The organism is Pseudomonas sp. PDM13, from assembly GCF_025685765.1.
GTDB lineage: Bacteria > Pseudomonadota > Gammaproteobacteria > Pseudomonadales > Pseudomonadaceae > Metapseudomonas > Metapseudomonas solani.
The window spans coordinates 1-18,213 of sequence record NZ_JAOTQU010000040.1 but is presented as its reverse complement, the minus strand read 5'-3'; the positions used below and the strand labels follow the sequence as shown (position 1 = coordinate 18,213).

19 protein-coding genes are annotated in these 18,213 nt (G+C 67.8%); 12 read left to right on the top strand and 7 right to left on the bottom strand.

Features of this window, described 5'->3' with window-relative positions; genetic code table 11:
• Nucleotides 1-240: 240 nt before the first annotated feature.
• The 6 genes from OEJ36_RS28845 (at nt 241) to OEJ36_RS28820 (ending at nt 6,981) form a co-directional block, all read left to right on the top strand.
• Nucleotides 241-774 carry a 2,4'-dihydroxyacetophenone dioxygenase family protein gene (locus tag OEJ36_RS28845; RefSeq protein WP_263404417.1) on the top strand — a complete coding sequence of 178 codons (534 nt, stop codon included), beginning with the start codon at nt 241-243 and terminating at the stop codon, nt 772-774.
• A 44-nt stretch (nt 775-818) separates the two neighbouring features.
• Complete coding sequence (locus tag OEJ36_RS28840) at nt 819-2,090, top strand: MFS transporter (protein ID WP_263404416.1); 1,272 nt, start codon at nt 819-821, stop codon at nt 2,088-2,090.
• Complete coding sequence (locus OEJ36_RS28835) at nt 2,090-3,148, top strand: 2,3-butanediol dehydrogenase (RefSeq protein WP_263404415.1); 1,059 nt, start codon at nt 2,090-2,092, stop codon at nt 3,146-3,148. Before OEJ36_RS28840 ends, OEJ36_RS28835 begins: the two co-directional genes overlap by 1 nt.
• 2 nt (nt 3,149-3,150) lie before the next feature.
• Nucleotides 3,151-3,885 carry an SDR family NAD(P)-dependent oxidoreductase gene (locus OEJ36_RS28830; protein ID WP_263404414.1) on the top strand — a complete coding sequence of 245 codons (735 nt, stop codon included), beginning with the start codon at nt 3,151-3,153 and terminating at the stop codon, nt 3,883-3,885.
• A 109-nt stretch (nt 3,886-3,994) separates the two neighbouring features.
• On the top strand, nt 3,995-5,296 hold the full coding sequence (locus tag OEJ36_RS28825) for a carbohydrate porin (RefSeq protein ID WP_263404413.1): 1,302 nt from the start codon (nt 3,995-3,997) through the stop codon (nt 5,294-5,296).
• A gap of 17 nt (nt 5,297-5,313) precedes the next feature.
• Nucleotides 5,314-6,981 (top strand): GMC family oxidoreductase, encoded by a 1,668-nt coding sequence (locus OEJ36_RS28820; protein WP_263404412.1) that lies wholly within the window; start codon nt 5,314-5,316, stop codon nt 6,979-6,981.
• Between the two features lie 24 nt (nt 6,982-7,005).
• On the opposite strand, the gene OEJ36_RS28815 is transcribed toward OEJ36_RS28820, so the two are convergent.
• Both OEJ36_RS28815 and OEJ36_RS28810 read right to left on the bottom strand, forming a co-directional pair.
• Complete coding sequence (locus OEJ36_RS28815; RefSeq protein WP_263404411.1) at nt 7,006-7,482, bottom strand: hypothetical protein; 477 nt, start codon at nt 7,480-7,482, stop codon at nt 7,006-7,008.
• Between the two features lie 318 nt (nt 7,483-7,800).
• The gene (locus OEJ36_RS28810; RefSeq protein ID WP_263404410.1) at nt 7,801-8,463 is read right to left on the bottom strand and encodes a hypothetical protein; all 663 of its coding nucleotides are present in this window, start codon (nt 8,461-8,463) and stop codon (nt 7,801-7,803) included.
• A gap of 240 nt (nt 8,464-8,703) precedes the next feature.
• Between OEJ36_RS28810 and OEJ36_RS28805 the strand changes: the two genes are divergently transcribed.
• On the top strand, nt 8,704-9,954 hold the full coding sequence (locus OEJ36_RS28805) for a hypothetical protein (protein WP_263404409.1): 1,251 nt from the start codon (nt 8,704-8,706) through the stop codon (nt 9,952-9,954).
• 97 nt (nt 9,955-10,051) lie between these two features.
• On the opposite strand, the gene OEJ36_RS28800 is transcribed toward OEJ36_RS28805, so the two are convergent.
• A complete protein-coding gene (locus tag OEJ36_RS28800) occupies nt 10,052-10,510 on the bottom strand; it encodes a winged helix-turn-helix transcriptional regulator (RefSeq protein ID WP_263404408.1) in 459 nt (152 codons plus the stop codon).
• A 90-nt stretch (nt 10,511-10,600) separates the two neighbouring features.
• Between OEJ36_RS28800 and OEJ36_RS28795 the strand changes: the two genes are divergently transcribed.
• A complete protein-coding gene (locus OEJ36_RS28795) occupies nt 10,601-11,542 on the top strand; it encodes an aromatic alcohol reductase (RefSeq protein ID WP_263404407.1) in 942 nt (313 codons plus the stop codon).
• A gap of 322 nt (nt 11,543-11,864) precedes the next feature.
• Here OEJ36_RS28795 and OEJ36_RS28785 read toward each other — a convergent pair whose 3' ends face one another.
• Nucleotides 11,865-12,524, bottom strand: a complete 660-nt coding sequence (locus OEJ36_RS28785) for a hypothetical protein (RefSeq protein WP_263404406.1) — start codon at nt 12,522-12,524, stop codon at nt 11,865-11,867.
• 742 nt (nt 12,525-13,266) lie between these two features.
• On the opposite strand from OEJ36_RS28785, the gene OEJ36_RS28780 reads away from it, so the two are divergent.
• The 4 genes from OEJ36_RS28780 to OEJ36_RS28765 are packed head-to-tail and all read left to right on the top strand — an operon-like array spanning nt 13,267 to nt 16,109.
• Nucleotides 13,267-13,818 carry a chalcone isomerase family protein gene (locus OEJ36_RS28780; RefSeq protein WP_263404405.1) on the top strand — a complete coding sequence of 184 codons (552 nt, stop codon included), beginning with the start codon at nt 13,267-13,269 and terminating at the stop codon, nt 13,816-13,818.
• An 11-nt stretch (nt 13,819-13,829) separates the two neighbouring features.
• Nucleotides 13,830-14,372: a DUF3833 domain-containing protein gene (locus OEJ36_RS28775; RefSeq protein WP_263404404.1), complete on the top strand. Its 543-nt coding sequence runs from the start codon at nt 13,830-13,832 to the stop codon at nt 14,370-14,372.
• A gap of 58 nt (nt 14,373-14,430) precedes the next feature.
• Entirely contained in the window at nt 14,431-15,972 is a 1,542-nt protein-coding gene (locus OEJ36_RS28770) for a cryptochrome/photolyase family protein (RefSeq protein ID WP_263404403.1), read from the top strand.
• Nucleotides 15,969-16,109 (top strand): DUF2256 domain-containing protein, encoded by a 141-nt coding sequence (locus tag OEJ36_RS28765; protein WP_081711661.1) that lies wholly within the window; start codon nt 15,969-15,971, stop codon nt 16,107-16,109. Before OEJ36_RS28770 ends, OEJ36_RS28765 begins: the two co-directional genes overlap by 4 nt.
• Before the next feature lie 39 nt (nt 16,110-16,148).
• Here the strand turns inward: OEJ36_RS28765 and OEJ36_RS28760 are convergent, their stop codons facing one another.
• The 3 genes from OEJ36_RS28760 to OEJ36_RS28750 form a co-directional block, all read right to left on the bottom strand.
• A complete protein-coding gene (locus tag OEJ36_RS28760; RefSeq protein WP_263404402.1) occupies nt 16,149-16,532 on the bottom strand; it encodes a c-type cytochrome in 384 nt (127 codons plus the stop codon).
• A gap of 185 nt (nt 16,533-16,717) precedes the next feature.
• Nucleotides 16,718-17,296 (bottom strand): HD domain-containing protein, encoded by a 579-nt coding sequence (locus tag OEJ36_RS28755; protein WP_263404401.1) that lies wholly within the window; start codon nt 17,294-17,296, stop codon nt 16,718-16,720.
• Between the two features lie 113 nt (nt 17,297-17,409).
• Nucleotides 17,410-17,967 carry a helix-turn-helix transcriptional regulator gene (locus tag OEJ36_RS28750; RefSeq protein WP_263404400.1) on the bottom strand — a complete coding sequence of 186 codons (558 nt, stop codon included), beginning with the start codon at nt 17,965-17,967 and terminating at the stop codon, nt 17,410-17,412.
• Nucleotides 17,968-18,213: the final 246 nt, after the last annotated feature.

Genomic DNA, 18,213 nt, shown 5'->3' with positions numbered 1-18,213 from the left:
CGCGGATCGAACCCCCGGGCCAAACATCGGCAGCTCCCGGGGACCGGGCGTCGCGCATCCTCTGTGGGTGTGGGCGACGCCCGGTCATTAACATCTGAACGCTGCCCGCCGTCAATCGCCCCCCGCCCGCTGCCCGGGCCCTGTCCGAAAAGCGCAAACAACAGGGCCGAGGCGATCAAACCCGCTGCCGCCGTGCCCTCTAGAGTCGGCCCCAGTCCATAACAACAACGAGACTGGAACATGGCCGAGCCTGCCCGCAACGAATTCTGGAAAGACCTGCAAGCCATCCCCAACTGCTTCAAGCCCGACGCCAAGCCCGAGATGTACCTGCCCAACGCGGCGAGCGACGACCTGAGCCTGTACGTGCCCTTCACCGAGACGGTGTCCTCGCGCCCGCTGTGGATCTCGCCGAGCGAGAACCGCTGGTGCGACATCCTCATGGCTCGCAGCGCCGGCCTGGTGAACCGCCACTACCACCCCCACGAAGTGTTCGCCTACACCCTCTCCGGCAAGTGGGGTTACCTGGAGCACGACTGGACCGCCACCGCCGGCGACTTCGTCTACGAGACGCCCGGCGAGGGCCACACCCTGGTGGCCTATGAGCACGAGGAGCCCATGCGCGCCTTCTTCATCGTCAAGGGCCCGCTGATCTGGCTCGACGAGCACGGTGAGCCGGACGGCTATTTCGATGTGCACTCCTACATCGCCATGTGCCGCGAGCACTACGAGAAGATCGGCCTCGGCGCCGCCTACATCGACTCCCTGTTCCGCTGACCCCTTGCCCGGGGCGCCCGCACGGCACCCCGGAGGAGAACGACATGGCGCCCACGACTTCCAACGCCCGGTATGAAAACGTACTGCTCGGCGTGCTCTTCCTCACCTTCGGCTTCGTATTCTTCGACCGCCTGGCACTGTCCTTCCTGTTTCCCTTCATGGCCGAGGAGCTGCAACTCGGCAACCGCCACCTGGGCATGCTGTCTTCGGTGCTGGCCCTGGCCTGGGCAGTATCCGGGGCCCTGGTGGGCCTCTGGTCCGACCGCAACGGCGTGCGCAAGCCGCTGCTGATCGCGGCGGTGATCCTCTTCTCGCTGTGCTCGGCGCTGTCCGGGCTGGTGGGCGGCTTCCTCAGCCTGCTGCTGTTCCGGGGCGTGATGGGGCTGGCCGAGGGGCCGATCCTGCCGCTGTCGCAATCGCTGATGGTGGAGGCCTCCTCGCCCCACCGCCGGGGCCTCAACATGGGCCTGCTGCAAGGCTCGGCCGCCGGCCTGCTGGGCGCGGTGATCGGCCCGCCGGTGCTGATCGGCCTGGCCGAGGCCTTCGGCTGGCGGCATGCCTTCGTCATCTCCCTGGTACCGGGGCTGCTGATCGCCTGGCTGATCTGGCGCTACGTGCGCCCCGACGACAGGGCACGCAAACCCGACGCCAGCGCGGCCGGCCACGGCGTCGGGCTCGGCGGCCGCCTGGCCCTGCTGAAGAGCCGCAACATCCTGCTGTGCACCCTGATCAGTTGCGTGTTCCTCACCTGGTTCATCGTGCTGATCTCCTTCACCCCCACCTTCCTGGTCAGCCAGCGCGGCTACAGCCCGGCGAGCATGGGCGGGATCATGAGCTGCCTGGGCGTGGCCTGGGTGTTCTGGGGCTTCGCCGTGGCGGCAATCTCCGACCGCATCGGCCGGCGCCCGACCCTAGTGCTGTTCTCCCTGGTGGCCGCCTGCTGCCCGCTGGCCCTGCTCTATGCGCCCACGCCCTTCAGCCTCGGCGCGCTGATGCTGCTGACCTACACCGGCCTGGGCTGCTTCACCCTGTTCATGGCCACCATCCCGGCGGAGACGGTGCCGCGCGGCGTCATCGCCACCGCCCTGGGGCTGATCATGGGCATCGGCGAGCTGGTGGGCGGCTTCATCGCGCCGACCATCGCCGGCTTCGCGGCCGACCGCTACGGCCTCTCCATCGTCATGTGGATGAGCTGCGGCGGCGCCCTGCTGGCCGCCCTGCTCTCGCTGTTCCTCAAGGAAACCGCGCCCACGGTACTGGCCCGCAAGGCCGGCCGCCCCCTCGCCGACACCGCCAACCTGCAAGGACAACCCTGATGAACGCATTGCGCTGGCACGGCGCCCGGGACCTGCGCCTGGACGCCCTCGACATCCCCCCGCCCGGCCCCGGCGAGGTGGAACTCAAGGTGGCCTATTGCGGCATCTGCGGCAGCGACCTGCACGAGTACCAGGACGGCCCGCACTCCATCCCCCAGCAGCATCCGCACCCGCTGTCCGGCTGCCGCGCGCCGCTGACCCTGGGCCACGAGTTCAGCGGCGTGGTCACCGCGCTGGGCGCCGGGGTGCAGGGCTTCATGGTCGGCGACCGGGTGGCGGTGGAGCCCATCTACCGCTGCGGTGATTGCCGCTACTGTCGCGCGGGCCAGTACAACCTGTGCAGCTCCATGGGCTTTATCGGCCTGATGGGCGATGGCGGCTTCGCCGAGCGCGCCCGGGTGCCGGCCTACATGCTGCACCGCCTGCCGGCCGGCGTGAGCCTGCGCCAGGCCGCCGTGCTGGAGCCGGCCGCCGTGGCCCTGCACGCCCTGCGCCAGAGCAGCCTGCAGCCCGGCGACCTCTGCGCGGTGTTCGGCCTCGGGCCCATCGGCCTGCTGCTGATCGCCCTCGCCCGGCTGCGCGGCGTGGAGCACATAGTCGCGGTGGACGTGGCCCCCGAGCGCCTGGCGCGGGCCCTGGAGTTCGGCGCCGAGCGCGTGCTCGACGCCCGCCAGGTGGACGTGGTGCAGCAGTTGCAGGCCAGCGGTGGCGTGGATTGCGCCTTCGAGGCCGCCGGAACCCAGGCGACACTGGACGCGGCCCTGCACGGCCTGCGCAAGGGTGGCGAAGCGGTGCTGGTGGGCCTGATGGGCGAGGCGCGCTTCGACGCCTTCCACCTGGTCAATAACGAGCTGCGCATCACCAGCAGCGTCGGTTACCGCGACGTCTACCCGGAGCTGATCGCCCTGCTGGACAGCGGCCGCCTCGACCTGGGCCGCGCGGTGACCCGCTGCGTGCCGCTGGAGCGCGCCGTCAGCGATGGCTTCGAAGCCCTGCTGGCGGACAAGGCGCAGATCAAGGTGCTGGTCAATCCCAACCCCGAACTGGCGGAGGCCTGAACATGCACGCATCGACCTTCAACCCCGGGCTGTTCCGCGATCGCCAGGTGCTGGTCACCGGAGGTACTTCCGGCATCGGCGCCGCCATCGCCCTGCAGTTCGCCGAGCTGGGTGCCTCGGTGCTGGCCCTCGGGCTTAACGCCGATGGCGCGCTCACCCCGCGCCACCCGCTGGTGCGCCCGCAGGAGCTGGACGTGAGCGATGCCGCCGCGCTGGAGGCGGCCATCCAGGCCCTGCCCCGGCTGGATGTGCTGGTCAACTGCGCCGGCATCAGCCGCGACCGCGAGGAATACCAGCCGGCGAGCTTCGAGCGCGTGCTGCAGATCAACCTCGTCGCTGCGATGCGCGCCAGCCAGTGTGCCCGCGAACTGCTGGCCCGCCAGGGCGGCAGCATCGTCAACATCGCCTCGATGTTCAGCACCTTCGGCTCGGCCGACCGCCCGGCCTACAGCGCCAGCAAGGGTGCCATCGTGCAGCTGAGCAAGTCGCTGGCCATCGAGTACGCGGCCCTCGGCATCCGCGTCAACGCCATCGCCCCCGGCTGGATCGACACGCCCCTGGGCGCCGGCCTCAAGGCGGACGCGCAAGCCACCCGGCGGATCATGCAGCGCACGCCGCTGGAGCGCTGGGGCGAACCGGCCGAGGTGGCCGCTGCGGTGGCCTTCCTCTGTAGCCCGGCGGCCAGCTTCATCACCGGCGCCGTGCTCGCCGTGGATGGCGGCTACCTCTGCACCTGAAGCCCTGACCCAACCCGACAACGCCCACCCCGGAGCCCGCGCCCCGGGGCGGGGCCCTGCTGCCCAAAACAACCGCGCCTTAACAACAACAAGAAAGGACCGCCCAACCATGAACCGCACCCTGGCCCGCAACGCCCTGTTCCTCAGCCTGCCCCTGTTGCCCCTGCCCGGCCTCGCCGACGACGCCCCCGGCCCGCTGGCGGAGCTGGGCAGCCAGCTCGCCGAACACGGCATCAAGACCCACGCGGTATTCCTCAGCCTGGCCGTGAAGAACCTCGACACCGGCCCGCGCCCGCACAGCTTCGGCAACAGCGGCGACCTGTTCCTCGGCGCCGACCTGGACCTGGGAAAAATGGCCGGCCTGGACGGCGCCGCCCTGCACATCGAGCAGACCCAGTTCATCCTCGACCGCAACACCGGCCAGCCCACCTCGGGCGCCTGGCAAGGCGCCGTCGGCAGCTACTTCGGCGGCGCGCCGATCCACAACGACATCGGCGCCAGCCAGCTGAGCCTGCTGACCTGGGAGCAGCAATGGCTCGACGGCAATCTCGAAACCCACCTGGGCCGCACCAACGCACGCCGCTACTTCTTCATCTACAACTGCGAGAGCCAGGTCACCTGCAACGACCCGGTGATCGACGCCTCCACCGGCGTGCTGCCGCCGCCCTACGGCGCCTGGGGCGGCTACCTGAAATACCGCCTGACGCCGGACCTGTACCTGCACGCCGGGGCCTTCGAATCCAACCCCGTGGACTATCTGAAAAAGCGCCACGGGCTGGACTTCAGCACCACCGACGCCAGCGGCACCAGCCTGCTCTATGGCATCGGCCGCCGCGAAGGCACCGAGCGCAACCCCTACAGCTCCCACTACGAGCTCAACGGCTACCACAACACCTCAAAACAGACCGACCCGCTCACCGGCGCCAGCGAGCACGGCAGCAGCGGCGCCTTCTTCAAGTTCCAGCAAACGGTATGGCGCGCCGACGGCGGCCAGGGTGATGCGCCCCAGGCGGCGCAGCTGTTCGGCTCGCTGTCGGCCGCCGCCGACGACAAGCAGCCCTTCCGCCACTTCGCCGAGGCCGGCATCAGCTGGCTGGCCCCCTTCGAGCGCCCCGGCGACAAACTCAACCTCAAGGCCAGCTACCTGCGCCTCAACCCGCACCAGCTGGAGTTCCAGCGCCAGAGCCGCATCGCCGCCGGCGGCGACCCGAGCCAGGGCTCGCGGGACGTCTACGCGCTGGAAGGCAACGGCCACTTCGCCCTCACCCGCCACCTCGCCCTGGAACCCAGCGTCCAGTACCTCTTCAACCCGGACAACTACTACAACCCCGGCGCCACCGAGATCAGTGGCGACGGCTTCGTCGTCGCCCTGCAGCTGACCCTGGACCTCGGCTCGCTGCTGGGCCTGTGAACCGCAAGGAATCCGCCATGACCTCACCCCGTCGCTTCGACTACATCATCGTCGGTGCCGGCTCGGCCGGCTGCGTGCTGGCCAACCGGCTCTCCGCCGATCCGGGCCTCTCGGTCTGCCTGATCGAGGCCGGCCCCAGCGACCGCAGCCTGTTCCCCGGCAGCTACATCCGCACGCCGGCGGGCATCATCCGCCTCATCGCCAACCCGAAATGGAACTGGATGCACCGCTTCAGCCACGCCACCGGCAGCGGCGAAGTGGAGGTGCCCTGCCCGCGCGGCCGCGTGTGGGGCGGCTCCAGCGCCATCAACGGGATGATCTACATCCGGGGCCACCGCCACGACTACGACCAATGGGCCGCCCAGGGCAACCGCGGCTGGAGCTACGACGAGGTGCTGCCCTACTTCCGCCGCTCGGAACACTTCGAGCCCGGCGCCTCGTCCTGGCACGGCCAGGGCGGTGAACTCAACGTCGCCGAGCTGCGCAGCCCCAGTGCGGTGAATGCGGTGTTCTACCAGGCCGGCGAAGAACTCGGCTGGCGCTACAACGCCGACTTCAACGGCAGTGATCAGGAAGGCATCGGCCCCTTCCACGTCACCCAGATCAACGGCGAACGCTGCAGCGCCGCGCGGGCCTTCCTCCACCCGGTGCTCGCGCGTCCCAACCTGCAGGTGTTCAGCGGCGCCCTCACCCACCGCGTGCTGCTGCAGGGCGACCGCGCGGTGGGCGTGGAAGTGAGCCAGGGCGAGGAGTTGCTGCAGCTGTTCGCCGAGCGCGAGGTGATTCTCAGCGCCGGCAGCATCAACTCGCCGCAGCTCTTGATGCTCTCCGGCATCGGCTCGGCGGTGGAGCTGGCGCGCCACGGCATCGCCCTGCGCCACGAGTTGCCCGGCGTCGGCCAGAACCTGCAGGACCACCAGGACGTGGTGCTCATGTACCGCAGCGACGCCGCCCTGGGCTACGGCCTCTCCCCACGCGGGCTCTGGCCGCTGCTGCGCTCGCCCTGGCAGTACCTGGCCGGCCGGCGCGGCCCGCTCACCTCCAACACCGTGGAAGCCGGCGGCTTCCTGCGGCTCGACCCGGGCGCGCCGACACCGGAACTGGGCCTGATCGTCGCCCCGGCACTGAAGAACCAGCCGCAACGGCCAGTGCCCTTCGGCCACGGCATCAGCCTGCACGTGGCGGTGATGCACCCGCAAAGCCGCGGCGAAGTGCGCCTGAACTCGCCGGACCCGCGCGACAAACCACACCTGGCCGCCAACTTCCTCAGCCACCCCGAAGACCTGCGCAAACTGGTGGAAGGCGTGCGCCTGGTACGCCGCCTGGCCGGCACCGCCGCCTTCCGCCAGCACCTGCGCGGCGAGCTGGTGCCCGGCAAGGCCATCGACAGCCAGGCGCAGATCGAGCAATGGATACGCCACAACCTCGGCACCGTGTTCCACCCCGTCGGCACCTGCAAGATGGGCCACGACCCGCTCGCCGTGGTCGACGACCAGCTGCGCGTCCACGGCATCAACGGCCTGCGCGTAGTGGACGCCTCGATCATGCCCACCCTGATCACCGGCAACACCAACGCCCCGGCAATGATGATCGCGGAGAAGGCGGCGGAGATGATTCTGGGTACGGCACGCAAGGCGCCTGACTCGCAACCCAATGACGTCGCCCTGCCCGAGCTCACTTCCTAGGGTGCGCGCCAGGTAGGAACGACGTCAGCCGCCAAGCAGACCAGAGGTCTGCCTGGCACCTTCAGGGGATAAGGGCCGGGCCGGACGAGGCGCCAGCAGCAAGGCCAGCCACAACCAGGCGAACGGCACCGCCGCCCCCATGAGCAGGGTCGAGGCGTAACCGCTTAGCGAGAAGGCGCAGATGCTGGCTGCCAGCACGGCAAGCCCCCAGAGCAGGCCGGCACGCACGCGCCGGCTCAAGCTGCGGGCCAGGGCGTGAACGATGAACCGCCCGATGACCGAGGCAACGACGAGCACCTGCTCGACGCCCAGGATGGCGATGCCTGCCATAAAGGCGGGCCCTTCGGACGCCTCCCGCTCCACGGCCCAGAAGAACCAGGCGACCTGCACCCAGTAGAGCACCGCCACCCCAGCCAGGGCCGCCAGAAACGCTCGCCATCCAGGGAGCAGCGCGGGCAGCGTGCCCACCAGCAACATCCCGATCAATGCCATGCCGTGCATGTGCCAACCTCCTTGTGTGGATCATCCCCGACGCCCGACGAGGCGGCTTCCCTGCCTGCGGTTGGGCGTACCCAGGGCGCCATCATCGACGGGGCGCGCGCCAGGTCAATCCCGGGAATGAGTTCCTGCCGAAGGGTTCGCAGAGGGGAGGCGCATGTGCCCCCCTGCGCTCGTGGTGGCGGCACAAGCAGTAGTGGGTGAGGAAGATCATCATCCGGCGGACAGCGCGCCGAAGACGGAGATGGCCATCGTCCGCTCTACCGGCAGCAGCCTGCAGAGGTGCGCACGGTGTTCATCCTGCGGGCCGTGCCAACGGGCTCACTGCGCCCGGACGTAAACCCCGTCGAAGCTCACGTTCAGCCCGCCGCAGTTGTTGTTGTCATCCACGATCAGGAAGCGGCCGATGCGGGTGTATTCGACAGCGCAGTCGTACTTGCCGTCGCCGTCCCGGGTCATGGCGTAGCGGCCTTTGGGCTTGAAGGTGCCGTCGATCTGCCCGATGTGGGTGCTGGCGCCGCTGCCCCAGGTCGAATCACCGGTCACGTGCAGGCCCGGCCCCTGCTCTTGCTGCTCGATGGTGATGGTGCTGGCCCGGGCCTTCCAGGTGCCCAGCCAATCGCTGGTTTCCGGCAAGGGGTCAGCGGCTGGCGCGAGGTACTCCAACTCGATCCAGCCCACGGTTTCGCGCTTCTTGCCCTGGTACCAGGAACAGGCCCAACCGCCTTCGATCTTGTTGACCAGCACCTCATCGCCCTCGATGACGTAGGCCTTGCGCATGCACCCTTCCGATTCGGGGCAGCGCTCGTCGTCCTTGAAGAAGTGCGTCTGGTGCTTGCCCACGACGGTGTAGAGCTGGCTGAACTTGCCCTCGGAGGGGAAGTAGCCGGCGTCGCAGCTGTAGACCTCGTTGTCCTGTGCGTGGCTGGGCAGGCAGGCGAGCGCCAGGGCGCTGGTGAGAAGAAAGGAGGTGATCTTGTGCATGACGGGCCGGTCCTTGCCACTGTTGGCGCTGCGGGGCGACGGGCCCTGCTACGAAGAAGGGCCGGAATCTAGCGACGGGCGCGAGCGAGGCTCAACTAGCACAGCTGTACTAGGACGAGCCGATGCGGATGGCCCGGGCAATGACGACGAAAATGTCGGCCATGCACGCGCGGTTCGCATCCGCGCCCATCAGAATGCAGGCACTCGCGAGCGATGCGATCGGCCCCAAGGAAGACCCCGTTGAGAAAACACCCGTTCGGCACCCACTGGCTGAAGAATGCCAACCGGCCCGGCCTCGCCCTGCTGCTGGTGGCCTGCCTGGGCGCCCCCCTGCCCTGCGCGGCCCAGCGCCTGGCTGCCGAAAACCACCGCGTCAGCCTGCAGGTGCTGGCCCCCGACGCGCCCCCGGTCGGCACCTGGCGGGTGAAGGTCAACGCCACCTATCGCCCCCTGGTGGACGGTTCGCCGAACACCACGGAGACGACCACCTCGCGAGCCAACTGCGTCTCGCCCTCGCGCTTCGGCACCTTGCCCTCCTTCAAGCGCTGCACACGCACACTGAACCGCACGGTGTGGCTGAAGCTGCCGGCCTCGCAGGTCATGGCGGCCGGCCCGCGCACCCTGGAGCTGGACTTCGCCCCGGTCATCGAGGACCAGGGCGGCACCTTCCGCATCGACGACCTGTCGCTGGAATACATGACCTGCGCCAAGGGGTGCGAGGAGCAGCGCATGGACATCCGCCTGAGCTGCTTCGCCGACGACACCGAACGCGGCGAGATCCTCTCCAACGGCCTGTTGCTCACCTATTCGCGCGGCGCCAGGGCGGCGCCCGAGGTGGCCGATTGCGGGCTGAAGGTCGGCGATGAAATCAGCTGGGCGAACCGGAACACGGTGCTGGAGCGCGTGCGCGGCCATTTCGGCGATGACCAGCAGATGGTCAGCGACGAGTTGCTCGATATGTTCTCGGCGATCCCCGCCCCCGACGGAGGCTGGCGCTGGAACCCGGCGACACGCCTCGACTCGCTCCGTGACCACTGCCCGCTCCCCGACGGCCAGGGCTACGAGAACAGCCGCTACCTCGCCACGCTGCCCGTCTCCACGGGCTGGCCGTATCGCCACGAAGCCGAGGTCTACGTCACCAGCAAGCCGAACGGCGAGGTCTGCACGGTCTGGCTCACGGGCACCGATGACGAGATGTACCTGCGCTACTTCTACACCTACCAGGCCGGCGAGCTGGTCAAGGTCGCCACCAGCGGCGAGCCGGACGACGTCTCGCGCGAGTGGCGCTGGGCGGGCGGCGAGCCCTGGGAATACACCCGCCGGCAGATGCCGGACTCCGTCGCGGGGCACGACGCCATCCTCTACTGGCACAAGACCGCCGCCCAGCTGTGGCCCAGGCGCATGGACCACGCGCCGTACTTCGCGGAGTTCAGTGCCCTGGGCGATCTTTCACGGCAGTTGCGCGAGCGCTTTCCGGCGAAGCCGCAGTAGCACACGGAATCGGAGGCACGTCAGGGCGCCCGCCCTGGTCGAGAACGGACCTCGGCCAGACACGGATTGCAGCCATGAACGACCTATCAGGACGCGATTACTCGGAGGGATCCTGGTCGGGTAGTTCCGGTACCGGAATCTGCCAGGAAGGCTTCCTGCCCTCCTGGCTGTCGAAGGCGCGACGTGCCGTGCGGAACGCCTCGACGTTCTCGACCACCCAGGTCCAGATGGGGGACATGCGGACCAGCAGCCCCATGCCCAGTGGCGTCAGCTCGTATTCGACGCGGGGCGGAATCTCGTCGAACTCGCGTCGGGTCAGCAGGCCATCCCGCTCCATGGAACGCAGCGTCTTCGTCAGCATCCGCTGGGTCACGCCAGCCATCTGCCGTTTTATCTCCGCGTGGCGCATCGTGCCGTACACGCCCAGGGCGTGCAGGATGCCCAATGACCAGCGACTGCCTGCGTGAGCGAGCACCTCCCGCCTGACGCCGTCGTCGTCCTCTCGGAGCGTCTGGCAGATGATTTCCGCCTGTCCAAGTATTTCCTGATCGGTCATTTCTCCCCCCTGGTATCACAGGTGTGCCTTCTTACGGGTGCTGCCGAAGCATGCAAGCATTTGCTCATCTTATCGACAACGAATTCGGAGATGACCGAAGTGACACAGCTTTCCCGCCAATCAATTCTCGTCCTGGGCGCCGGTGAACTCGGCCTGCCGGTTTTGCGCAATCTTGCGCGGGTGGCACACCGCGCGCCCGGCTCCCAGATCAGCGTCCTGCTCAGGGATTCGACCATCAACACCCAGGTGCCCGAGAAGAAGGTGGAGATCGACGAACTGCGAAGCCTGGGCATCCAGATGGTCGCCGCTGACCTGGTGAGCGACTCGATCGATCAACTCGCCGAGGTGTTTGCACGGTTCGACACCGTCATAGGGTGCGCAGGCATGATCGCAGGCCGTGAAACGCCCATGAAACTGGCGACGGCAGCCCTGAAGTCAGGCGTGAAGCGCTATTTCCCCTGGCAGTTTGGCGTGGACTTCGAGGTGATCGGCCGGGGCAGCCCCCAGGATCTGTTCGATGCGCAACTCGATGTGCGCGAGCTGCTTCGCGCCCAGGACAAAACCGAGTGGGTGATCATTTCGACGGGCATGTTCACCAGCTTCCTTTTCGAGCCGGTGTTCGAGGTGGTCGACTTCGAAAGCGACACCCTGAACGCACTGGGCAGCCTTGAAAACAGCGTCACGCTCACGACACCGGATGATATCGGTGCCCTGACTGCAGAAATCGTTTTCTTCCAGCCACGCTTCCGCAACCAGATCATCTACCTCTCCGGCGACACCGTTACCTACGGGCAGGTCGCGGACATGCTCGAGCGAGTGCTGGGACGCCCCTTCAAACGTAATGTGTGGACCGTCGAGCATCTGATCCATGAATTGGAGAAGGACCCCACCCACCACATCAAGAAGTACCGCGCCGTATTCGCGCAAGGTCGGGGCGTGGCGTGGCCGAAAGCAGGCACGTTCAACGAGCAGCAGGGTATTTCTGTGACGACTGCTGAGGAATGGGCCAGGCTGAACCTCGCACGCTCGTAAGCGCAGCGGTGGGCAAGCGATCTGCCGAACAGCCCAGTGGATTGTTTGCCATCACCTCCCCTCAACCCCCAGGCTTCTCACCCTGGCAGCGGGGCTCGGTGGTGAAGGTCCGGGAGACGTCCACCGCGCTCAGATGCTGGAGCTTGTGGCGGCCGATGAGCACCGGGTAGAGCATCTCAAGTCGTCACAGGCAGAGCCGATGACTCATGGCCACGCCCTAAGGACGTGGTTTCCCACGCTCAAATGAAAGAGCCCCAGACGGCACGGCCATCTGGGGCTCTGGGAGTCGCGTTGATCTCGCTCTACCGCGCCGCCCAGCCCGTCACTCCCTGACGTAAACCCCGTCGAAGCTCACGTTCATGCCGCCGCAATTGTTGTTGTCGTCCACGATCAGGAAGCGGCCGATGCGGGTGTATTCGACAGCGCAGTCGTACTTGCCGTCGCCGTCCCGGGTCATGGCGTAGCGGCCTTTGGGCTTGAAGGTGCCGTCGATCTGCCCGATGTGGGTGCTGGCGCCGCTGCCCCAGGTCGAATCACCGGTCACGTGCAGGCCCGGCCCCTGCTCTTGCTGCTCGATGGTGATGGTGCTGGCCCGGGCCTTCCAGGTGCCCAGCCAATCGCTGGTTTCCGGCAAGGGGTCAGCGGCTGGCGCGAGGTACTCCAACTCGATCCAGCCCACGGTTTCGCGCTTCTTGCCCTGGTACCAGGAACAGGCCCAACCGCCTTCGATCTTGTTGACCAGCACTTCATCGCCCTCGATGACGTAGGCCTTCCGCATGCACCCTTCCGACTCGGGGCAGCGTTCGTCGTCCTTGAAGAAGTGCGTCTGGTGTTTGTTCACGACCTTGTAGAGTTGGCTGAACTTGCCCTCGGAGGGGAAGTAGCCGCTGTCGCAGCTGTAAACCTCATTGTCATCTGCGTGGCTGGGCAGGCAGCTGAGCGCCAGGGCGCTGATGAGAAGAAAGGAGGTGATCTTGTGCATGACGGGCCGGTCCTTGCCACTGTGACCGCTGCGGGGCGACAGGCCCGGCGGCGAAGAGGGAGCGGGAATCTAGCGACGTGCGCCCGCGAGGGTCAACTAGTACATCTGTACTAAGCGTGACCCGGTGATCACTTCGCACCGTTGTCGCTCTTCGTAGGGGGATGGCGCTCTTTTCATCCACCAGCGGAGTCGCAGCGGGCACCGCCTGGTGGACATAAAGAGCGATGTCCACCCTACGCACGGACCCGCTCCGTACTGGCTGTTGCGGCACTTCGTAGGGCGGGTGAAACCTGCGAATCCCCTGCACCGAATCTGTCGGGTTTCACCCGACCTACAGGCGGCTATTCGTGGACGTCGCTCTTTTCATCCACCAGCGCAGTCCCGTCCAGCACCGCCTGGTGGACATGAAGAGCGATGTCCACCCTACACATAGGCCCGCTCCGTGTTGGCTGTACGGCACGCCGTAGGGCGGGTGAAACCCGCGAATCCCCAGCACCGAATCTGTCGAGTTTCACCCGACCTACAGGCGGCTATTCGTAGGGTGGATGGCGCTTTTTTCATCCACCAGCGGAGTCCCGTCCAGCACCGCCTGGTGGACATGAAGAGCGATGTCCACCCCGCACGGGCCCGCTTCGTGCTGGTTGTTGCGCCCGTCGCCGATCGATAAATCTATACAAATACCTATACAACGCTAATATTTGTATAGTTTTTATCAGCCACCCGCAGACAGGAAGGGATCACCATGCACCTGGCGACATCCCCCACTTCGGCGCTGCGCCGTGCCGTGGTGCTGTGCCTGCTCCTGATAGCCGCGCCGTGCTGGGCGGACTGGCGGGGCGAGCTTCCCAAGGCCGAGCTGGTGGGCCAGGGCGAGTTCACCTGGTTCGGCCTGCGGGTGTACCAGGCGCGCCTGTGGAGCCCGGCGGCGCCGGTGAACTGGGAGCGGCCCTTCGCCCTGGAGCTCATCTACCACCGTGACCTGTCGCGGGACACCCTGGTGCAGGCCAGCCTGGACGAGATGCGCCGCCTGGGTGGCTCCTCGCTCGACGAGGCGCGCCTGGCGGCCTGGAACGGTGAGATGCGCCAGGCCTTCGTCGATGTGCAGCCGGGCCAGCGCATCACCGGCCTTTACCTGCCGGGCCGGGGAAGCCGCTTCTACGTCGACGGCCAGTTCCGCCACGCGGTGGCCGATGCCGGCTTCGCCCGCGCGTTCTTCGCCATCTGGCTGGATGAGCGCACCCGCAACCCCCAGCTGCGCCGCGAGCTGCTGGGGCTCAATGAAGAGAACCCCTGAGGAGATCGATGATGCGTGCCGCAATCTGCTTGCTGTGCTGCCTGCTGCTGGGCGGTTGCGGCGGTGTGGAGGTCGACCACTACGCGCAGGAGCGCCCGCAGCTGGACCTGCCGGGGTTCTTCTCCCGGCCGGTGCAGGCCTGGGGCATCTTCCAGAACCGCTCGGGCGAGGTGGTCAAGCGCTTCAAGGTCGACATCAGCAGCCACCGCGAGGGCGAGCGGCTGATTCTCGACGAGCGCTTCCTCTACAGCGACGGCACCCGCCAGCAGCGGGTATGGACCCTGACCCCGGTGGGTGATGGACGCTGGCGCGGCCGCGCGGCGGACGTCATAGGCGAGGCCGACGGCGAGGTGGCGGGCAACGCCCTGCGCTGGCGCTACGCGCTGAACCTGGAAGTGGACGGCTCGACCTGGGAAGTGGACTTCGACGACTGGATGTACCTGATGGACGAGGACACCCTGATCAACCGCTCGAGCATGAGCAAGCTCGGCGTCGAGCTCGGCCAGGTGACCCTGTTCTTCCGCCGCGCCCCGGCGGCGGGCGCGCCCGACTGAAGGCGGAGGTGACCATGACGCTGAAAACCCTCCGGTCACTGCCCCGGGAGCAGCCCCGGTGAAAAACTCTGCAAGGCGGCTCGGCCTGGTGCTGGGCGATCAGCTCAGCTTCGACCTCTCGCTGTTCGCGGCCCTGGACCCGGCTCGCGACGCGATATTGATGGCGGAGGTCAACGAAGAGGCGAGCTACGTGCCGCACCACCCGCACAAGATCGTGCTGGTCTTCAGCGCCATGCGCCACTTCGCCGCGGCGCTGGAGGAGCGTGGCTGGCGGGTGATCTACACCCGGCTCGACGCGCCCGACAACAGTGGCAGCCTGGCGGGCGAGCTGCGCCGCTGGCACGCCGCCCTGGGCGAGCCGGAGCTGCACCTGACCGAGTGCGGTGAATGGCGCGTGGAGGACGCACTGCGTGCCACCGGGTTGCCGCTGAACTGGCACGCCGACAGCCGCTTCCTCTGCTCCCGCGAGGCGTTCGCGCGCTGGGCGGGTGAGCGCAAGCAACTGCGCATGGAGCTGTTCTACCGCGAGATGCGCAAGCGCAGCGGCCTGCTGCTGGAGCCGGACGGCCAACCGCTGGGGGGCAGCTGGAACTTCGACGCCGACAATCGCAAGGCACTGCCCAAGGGCGTACGCGGCCCCTTTCCCGCGCGCTTCGGCCAGGGCGCCATCACCCGCGAGGTGGTGGCCCTGGTGGGCGAGCGCTTCGCCCACCATTACGGGCGCCTGGAGGGCTTCGACTACCCGGTGACCCACGCCGAGGCCCAGGCGCTCTGGCAGCACTTCCTGGCGTTCGCCCTGCCCGCCTTCGGTGACTACCAGGACGCCATGGCCGAAGGCGAGCCCTACCTCTTCCATGCGCGCATCAGCGCCGCCCTGAACATCGGCCTGCTGGACCTGCGCCAGCTATGCGCCGACGTGGAGAGCGCCCACCGCCAGGGCCAAGTGCCGCTCAACGCGGCGGAAGGCTTCATCCGCCAGCTGATCGGCTGGCGCGAGTACGTGCGCGGCATCTACTGGCTGCGCATGCCGGACTACGCCACGCTCAACGTCTTCGGCAACAGCCGGCCGCTGCCGGAGCTCTACTGGACCGGCCGCACCGAGATGCGCTGCATGGCCCAGGCCATCAGCCAGACCCTGGAGCTGGGCTATGCGCACCACATCCAGCGGCTGATGGTGACCGGCAACTTCGCCCTGCTCGCCGGCATCGCCCCCGCAGCCATCTGCGAGTGGTACCTGGCGGTCTACCTGGACGCCTTCGAGTGGGTGGAGCTGCCCAACACCCTGGGCATGGTGATGCACGCCGACGGCGGCTACCTCGGCTCCAAGCCCTATTGCGCCAGTGGGCGCTACATCCAGCGCATGTCCGACCATTGCGCGTCGTGCCGCTACCGCGTGGACCGGGCGACCGAGGAGGACGCCTGCCCGTTCAACGCGCTCTACTGGCACTTCCTGATGCGCCACAGCGAGCGCCTGGGCCGCAACCCGCGCCTGGCCATGCCCTATCGCAACCTGCAGCACATGGACGACGCCCGGATCGACGCGCTCTGGGAGCGTGGCGAACGGCTGCTGGCGCGGCTGGATGCCGGCGAGGCGCTGTGAAGAAGGCCCACCTGCCACAAAAGACCTGCGCGGTGTGCGGGCGGCCCTTCGCCTGGCGCCGCCGCTGGGCGCACTGCTGGGACGAGGTGCGCTACTGCTCCGAGCGTTGCCGTCGCCAACGCCACGCGGCGCACTGAAGGGTGGACTGGAGCCAGCTCACCTTTACGCCCTGCCCTTCAGTGCGCCTTGAGGATCACGCCGCTCATGTATTGGTTGAGGTCGCGAAAGTCCTGAACGCTCCAGGTGTGGGGCGGGATCTTCACGCCGTTCTCCTGCAAGGTGCGGGGAATCAGGTTGCCGTTGGGGCGGAGAATCACCGACGAGACGATGACGCCCGGGTAGTCCGCGAGCCGCTGCTTGAACGCGGCCGTGGTCAGGTCGGGGGTGGGCGGGTCGCTCTTGTGGGCCAGGGGCCCAGTGCCCTTGATATCCGCCCCGTGGCACACGGCGCATCGCTGCTGGTAGAGCGTCTTGCCGTTGGCGATACCCGCAAAACAAAAGAGTGGCTGGGTGAGTGACAGCGCGCCCAGCAGCGCGATAAGCGACAGTTTGATTTTCATACGGCCTTGTACGAACCAGACGGGATCGAGGGCGTGCCTCGGCGTTGCTCCTGCAACACGCGCGTCGTCCAGAAAGGTCGACCGGCACGCCGCCATGGTCCCACAGGCAGCCGCTCCAGCGTCAGGGTTTTCGTGCCATGTCGGGCGCAGATGTGATGGGGTTCGAGCGGGGTGCCAGAGGGGGCCTACTCGCCTGCCTGGGCTTCCATGCGCTGTCGCGTGCCTGCGTCCAGCTGCTCGCGAATGGCCGCGAACAGCGGCTCACCGCTGGTGTAGCGGCGCCCATAGCCGAGGTTGAAGGCGTAGTCGAAGTCCGCCGGGTTGGCGCCCTGGTTGTGCTGCAGCAGGGTCTCCAGCTTGTCCAGCGCCTTGACCGCCAGCGCCTCGGGGGAGGCGGCGTTTTCGTAGTCGTCCCACAGCGCGAGGATCTCGTCGCGCAGCCCGGCGTCGAGGGTGCGGGTCAGGGTCAGCAGGTCTTCCCGCTCCTGGGCGCCCTTGTCGGGATGGCCGCCCTGCTCGATGGCGGGGATGTCGCCGTGGATGGCTTCGCCCAGGTCGTGGACCACGCACATCTTCAGCACCCGCAGCAGGTCGAGCCCGGCCAGCTCATCGGCGAAGGTGATGGCCATCAGGCACAGGCGCCAGCTGTGTTCGGCGGTGCTTTCCGCACGCCCGCTGGAGGTGTGGGCGCTGCGCAGTACGTCCTTGAGGCGCTCCGCCTCGCGGAGGAAGTCGAGCCGTCCCTTGATCCTGTCGATGTTCATGGTTCACCCGCGAATATGGCCGTTGGGGCGCGGGGGGCGCCCTTGCAAACGCACAGCCTAGGTGCGAGGGCGGCGCCGCGTCCACGCATGGATTATGCGTGGACGGCCGGGGCTCAGAGGGTTTCCACCAGGCGCGCGGCGGTGCCGTCGGAGAGGGTCATGCGCGTCCAGCGGCACAGGCCCTGGCGGATGGGCACGATGGCGGAATCATTGGCGCCGCTGCCGAACTCCAGCGCCGGGGGCATCAGCAGGTCGCGCCAGCCCAGGGCATCCAGGGCCGCCTCCTTGCGCGCGATCTCCGGTGTCGCGTAGCGCCACAGTGAGCGCCCCATCAGCTCGGCCAGGGGCACGGAGAATTCGGCAGCGCGAGCGGTGGAACAGGCCAGCAGGCGATGGCTCAGGTCGCAGACCAGGTGCACGGCGCGCGGGCTGTCGGTCACCAGCCGCGCCAGGGCCTGGTCGGCTGCGGCCTCCAGGCGGGCAGCCAGCATCTGCTCCACCCGCGCCCGCTCGGCGGGCTCCATCTCCTGCACGCCGCTTTCCCAGCGCGAGATGGTCGATTGCGCCACACCGAACAGCTGCGCCGCATGAGCCTGCTTGACCCGATGCAGCAGGCGCCAACGCCGCAGCGCGACGCCGAGCACGGCCGGTTTCAGAAGGCAGTCGTTCATGGTGCGGGCCCAGGGGAAATCCGTGGAAAGAGAGCGGATTTTGCAGGCTCATGCGGAACGCGGCCAGATAATCCTGTGATTCCCGACGATGGGTTGCGCAAGGTGCCGTAGGTTGGCGCCGAGCGCGGCGAGGCCCAACGCAACGATGCCCGGCCCCCCGCGACGTTGGGCTTCGTGCCTCCCGGCGGCCTCTGTGATTCCCGACGATGGGTTGCGCAAGGTGCCGTAGGTTGGCGCCGAGCGCGG